Annotated in this window: 6 protein-coding genes; all 6 read right to left on the bottom strand. The window is 66.9% G+C overall.

The genetic code is table 11. The features are described 5' to 3' along the window. Positions 1–275: hypothetical protein (locus ACTOXK_RS11980; protein WP_482279990.1), on the bottom strand; the 275-nt coding region annotated here is incomplete at its 3' end. Between the two features lie 107 nt (positions 276–382). Continuing rightward, positions 383–1,636 carry an ammonia-forming cytochrome c nitrite reductase subunit c552 gene (locus ACTOXK_RS11975; RefSeq protein ID WP_482278640.1) on the bottom strand — a complete coding sequence of 418 codons (1,254 nt, stop codon included), beginning with the start codon at positions 1,634–1,636 and terminating at the stop codon, positions 383–385. Positions 1,637–1,880: 244 nt separating this feature from the next. Then, entirely contained in the window at positions 1,881–2,753 is an 873-nt protein-coding gene (locus ACTOXK_RS11970; protein WP_482278639.1) for a 4Fe-4S binding protein, read from the bottom strand. 159 nt (positions 2,754–2,912) lie between these two features. Continuing rightward, entirely contained in the window at positions 2,913–3,167 is a 255-nt protein-coding gene (locus ACTOXK_RS11965) for a chaperone NapD (protein ID WP_482278638.1), read from the bottom strand. Between the two features lie 3 nt (positions 3,168–3,170). Continuing rightward, positions 3,171–3,500: a hypothetical protein gene (locus ACTOXK_RS11960; protein ID WP_482278637.1), complete on the bottom strand. Its 330-nt coding sequence runs from the start codon at positions 3,498–3,500 to the stop codon at positions 3,171–3,173. Positions 3,501–3,504: 4 nt separating this feature from the next. Continuing rightward, positions 3,505–5,171: molybdopterin-dependent oxidoreductase (locus ACTOXK_RS11955; RefSeq protein ID WP_482279989.1), on the bottom strand; the 1,667-nt coding region annotated here is incomplete at its 5' end.

Here is a 5,171-nt window from a genome sequence, read left to right as displayed (position 1 = left end):
TCTTCTTCATCTTCGCGTTCATAATCCTCCTGTTTCCGTCGATGAGCCAGACCGGCCTCCCCGACGGTCTGAAAAATACCATCGGCCAGTATCGCCGAAACGCGCGCGGGCGCGGGCGAAAACTCCGCCGAAACCAGCAGATCAGCGCAAACGCAACACTTTCGCAATGGGCTGGGCGCGACGGCACCGTCCCGCCGACCGACCGTGAGCCACCCGAGCCCCGCACGCACCACCGATCTCGCCACGGTGGAGGCGCCCAGCGTGAGATGGGCCACCCGGCCGCCGCCCCACAAAAAAACACCGGCGCGCACCGCTGGGGGATGCGCGCCGGGCCGAGGCGCGGGAGGGAGGGTTCCCGCGCGAGGGGATGAACGAACCGGACCTAGGCGATGCCGAGCAGGGCGAAGCCCTCTTCCAGCTGGGCTTCGGCCTTGTCGAGGTTGGCGTGGGCGGCCTTGTAGTTATGGGCGCCCTCGGAATTCTCCACCATCACGTAGTCCCAGTAGAACTGCGCATGGCGCTGAATCTGCTGGGCTTGGGCCAGCTTGTCGGCATCCAGGCTGTCCTTCTGGGCGGCCAGCTCGTCGGTGTAGCGCTTGATGTCGGCGGCGATAGCGTGCTCGCGGTCGGTAACCTCCTTCTGCCAGCCGCGCACCTCGCCCGCGATGTCCTTGTGGCAGCTGCCGCACTGCTCCGTGATCGCGGGATTCTCCAAGGGGCTCACCAGCTCATGGGAGCTGTACTCGCCGTTCTCGTCGGAGACGGGGGCCATGTGGCAATCGGCGCAGCTGTAGCCCTGCTTGGCCATGGAGGACTGCTCACCGCCGTAGATGGTCTCGAACTCGGGATGCTGGGCCTTGAGCATGGGGGCGCCGGTCTCGGGATGCTCCCAGTCTTTGAAGCCCATCTCATCGTAGTAGGCGAGAATGGCCTCGGCGTCCATGGCGGCCAGACCGGTGTAGGGGTTCATCGTAGCCTTGGTGTCCGGATCGAAATAGTACTCGTTGTGGCACTGGCCGCAGGTCTGGGCCTCCACGGGCACCTGCTCGGCGTCGGAGCCCATGGCGTTGGCAAAGTGCCGCTGGGTGACGACCACCTGGGTGGGATCGTTCTCATGGCAGTTGTAGCAGCTGATGGGCTCGTTCATCTGCGCGAGCACCTCGGCGAAGGGGCGGGCGTAGGCCTCGTCGCCCTCGCTGTTCACCATGGCCGTGAATTGCGGCGTCTTGCAGGTGATGCAGTTGGCCAGGGTCTTGTCGTTCACGCGGGGCGTCTCCGAGATGGAATGCAGCGTGTAGCTGTGGGAAGCGGCCTCGTCGTAGCCCTTGGCGAAGCCGTAGCCGGAGTACATGGTAGTGAGCTCCGGATACTCCTCCAAATAGTTCATCTTGCCCTCGGGGCTGTTGGCCTCGTTGGCCTTGTAGGTGGCGTACTGGCCGGGGTAGATGTCCTTCCAGCTGTCGGCCAGCACGACGCCGAACTCGTCGGCCTCGGGGGTCTCCACCGGAGCGGCGGCCGGCGCGGCGCCCTCCTTCCCAGCGTTTTGCGGTGAGGCCGGGGCGCAGGCGGCAAGGCCCGCCACGAGCGCCACGGTGCAAGCGGCCGTGGCGGCGATGCGCAACGTCGATTTCTTCATGATCCCTCCTTAGTACGGTGTATCGGCGCGTTTTCCACTCTCGCGAGAACGCACCCCTCGTTGATGCCAGCCTACCTCGTCCCGCCTTCCCCCGAACAGGGACAGTGCGTTCCAAATACGAGGGGACGATCGGGACCGGTGGGGACGGTTTCCATAAATGTAAGGGGGACGGTTGGCCGCTCCTTCGGCGCGCGCAACAGTCCCGGTCGCCAGACCCCGAAATCCCCGGGGCAAGGCCGTACGGTCACTCCCCGGCGGGGCGGCGGGAGCGGCCGAGGCGAAAGCGGAGAGCGCCGGTGGGGCACGCATCCACGCAGGCGCCGCAGGCCATGCAATCTCCGGCCCGCACTAGAGTATCTTCACCGGAAAGGGCCGGGGCCAGAATGATCGGATCGGCAAGGCAGACCGCCTCGCAGGCGCCGCAGTGGACGCAGGCTCCGTGGTCGATGGCCACGTTCAGTTGACCGGCGCGGCCGAGCCCTTGGAAGATGCCGCCCAGCGGGCACAGCGCCCGGCACCACACCCGCCGACTCACGAGCAGCTCGGCGATGACGACGGCCACCAGCGTGGCTGACCCCGCCAGACCACCGAAGACGAGCCCCTTGTTCACCGCGCCGATGGGCGAGACGAGCTCGAAGACGGGAAAGCCCACCAGAGCCGAGAGCGCCACGACGCCGGCGGCCACGGCGATCTTCGCGCGACGGGGCACCGTGCGTTCCGGCACCGCGATGCCGAGGCGACGACGCACGGCATCGGCCCCCTCCCCAAGAAGGTTCACCGGGCAGACCCACCCGCAGAAGGCGCGCCCGCGCACGAGGCCGTAGACCACCGCAATAAGCAGCGCCCCTGAAAGCGCCGAAGCCGCCAGCAGCCCGCGCGAGGCGGCGGTCACCTCCAGGGCCGCCAGCGGGTCGAACAGCGTGACGCCGCCCACGGAAGACGACGAGAGACTCCCGAAGAACACCCCTTCGGCCGGGGTCTGCACTTCCCCGTCGCCCCCGGCGAACAACCCCGCGAGCCCCCACCCGGCCAAAAGCGGCGGCAAGCAGAACAGCACAAGCATGAACACCTGCACAATCCGCCGCACGAGCGTTATCTTCCCCATGGAACGAGTCACAGGTCATTCCTCCCAACCAAGGTAATGATTAAAGGAGATACGGGGTGCCTTGACCGAGCGAGTTCCGCAGCGAACGAAACAGCCCAGTGGGCTGTTTCGCCGAGCGAGGACTGTCTGAGCGAATCAAGGTACCCCGTAGCTCCGCTTTTGGGCGACTTTCTACCCGAGTGTTTCGTCTTCGAAGTTCACGTACACCAAGTTCACGTTCAGCACGCCGGGAATCTGGATGAACCGGCTCGAGATCTCGTGGGAGGCGCCGGTGGAGGAAGCCTCGATGGTGACGACGATCTTGTAGCCGTTCACCTCGTGCACCTCCACGCCCTCCATCTGTGCCAAAGTCGCGGCCACGGCCTCCACCTCGGCAAGCCGCGCCTCCACTACGAGCGACGAGATGACCACCTTCTCATTTTCCATGGCCTACTCCTGGGCCACGGGATGGCAGGTCAGGCACTCGGTTCGCGGGCCGTCGATCTCGCGGCTGGCCGTATCGCCGCCGGCATAGTGGTCGGCAGGCAGCGGGCTCGCCGCGGCCAACATCGGCTCGCCGGCGCCGTTCACCCCATGGCAGCCGTAGCAGCCCTTCGCCCCCAAGCGCTCGAAGCGGCCCTCGTGGCTGGCGGTCATGAGCGGCGGCTCGCCGGGGTTGTAGGCCGGCCCGGTCTCAGCGGCGCCGGAGCAGCCCGCCAGGGCCGCGCCTCCCAGGGCGCAGGCCAGCACCGCAGCGGCCATCACATTGGTCTTCTTCATCGGTCTACCCCTCAATCTTCTCGATGGAAACGCAGGTCTTCTTGAAGTCCGGCTCCTTGGACAGCGGGCAGTAAGTGTCCTGCACCACCAGATTCACGAGCGTCTCCTCGGCGAAGAACGGCGCGAACACCATGCCCGCCGGGGGCCGGGTGCGGCCGGCCGTGGACACCGTGATATCGCAGGTGCCGAAGCGCGAGGTCACGCGCACGCGGTCGCCGTCGGTCACGCCCAGCCGCTCGCAGTCGGCGGGATTCATGTCCAGCAGGGCCTCGGGCAGGGCGCGGTCGAGCTCGGGCACGCGCCGGGTCATGGAACCGGTGTGCCAGTGCTCCAGCAGACGGCCCGTGCAGAACCAGAACGGGTACTCGTCGGAGGGCTCCTCCGCCGGCGGCTCCCAGGGACGGAACACCACCGAGGGCTTCTTGTCGGCCGACTTGTAGAAGCTCACGCCGCCGGCCTTGTCATGCTCGCCGTAGGCCTCGATGCCGTACTGGTCGAAGCCGTCCTCCTGCTTGCCGTCGCAGAAGCGCCACAGGGTGGGCAGCCACTGGCCGTTCACCTCGCGCACGGGCCAGGTGAGGCCGTGGTTGTGGATGTACTCCTCGTAGGGGGCCAGCTGCTTGGCCTCCATCTTCAGCTTCGCCTCGGTGTTGATGGCGGCGGCATCGGGGTTCAGGTCGGGGTTGGAGAAGGTACGGTACTCCTCCCAGATGCTCGCGCACACCTCGCGGTCGCTTCCCTTGAAGGCGGCCGCGTCGGCGTCGTACCAGGCGCCGAACAGGTGGTCGAAGGCGTCCTCGCCGCCGATCTGCTCGCCGGCCAGCACCCGCTTGGCGATCTCCATGAGCATCCACAGGTCCCACTTCGCGTCGCCCGGTGCATCCACCGCCTTCTCGAACACGGCCGTGCGGCGCTCGCCGTTGCCGAAGGCCCCCTCGCGCTCGACCCACATGGCCGCGGGCAGCACCACATCGGCGTACTGGGTGGAAAGGGTCGGGTACACCTCGGCCACGCAGATGAAGGCGTCGTTGATGCCCTTCAAATCGCCCCGGCCGAGGAAGCGGGTGAGGTTGGGCATGGACACGGCCCAGTTGTTGTGGGCGCTCCAGAGGAAATCGATCCCGCCCTTCGACAGCTCGCGGAACATCTTCACCGTGTGGTAGCCAGGGGTTTCGATGGCATCCAGGTAGCCGTTGGGCAGGTCCCAGACGGCCTCGGTATAGCGACGGTGATCCGGGTTCTTCACCACCAGGTCGGCGGGCAGGCGGTGCGAGAAAGTGCCCACCTCGCGGGCCGTGCCGCAGGCCGTGGGCTGGCCCGTCAGCGAGAAGGCGCCGTCGCCGGGCAGGGCATAGCGGCCGCACAGCAGGTGGATGTTGTAGATGCAGTGGTTCATCCAAGTGCCGCGGTTGTGCTGGTTCACGCCCATGGTCCACAGGCTCAGCACGCGCCGGCTCTTGTCGGCGAACACCTCGGCCAGTTCCTGGATATCCTCGACCGGCACGCCGGACAGCTCGCTGGCGTACTCCAGGGTGTAGGGGGCCAGGCGAGCGGCGAAGGCCTCGAAGGTGATGGGCTCCACGTTGTCCACGGCCTGGCCGATGTCGGACTTGTCGTAGCCGTCGTCGGTGGCGTTGCCGATGTTCTCGGTGCCCTGCTTGAACTGCACGT

This window comes from Adlercreutzia sp. (genome assembly GCF_056795635.1).
The sequence above is the reverse complement of the archived record's forward strand: the minus strand, read 5'-3'. Positions and strand labels throughout refer to the sequence as shown.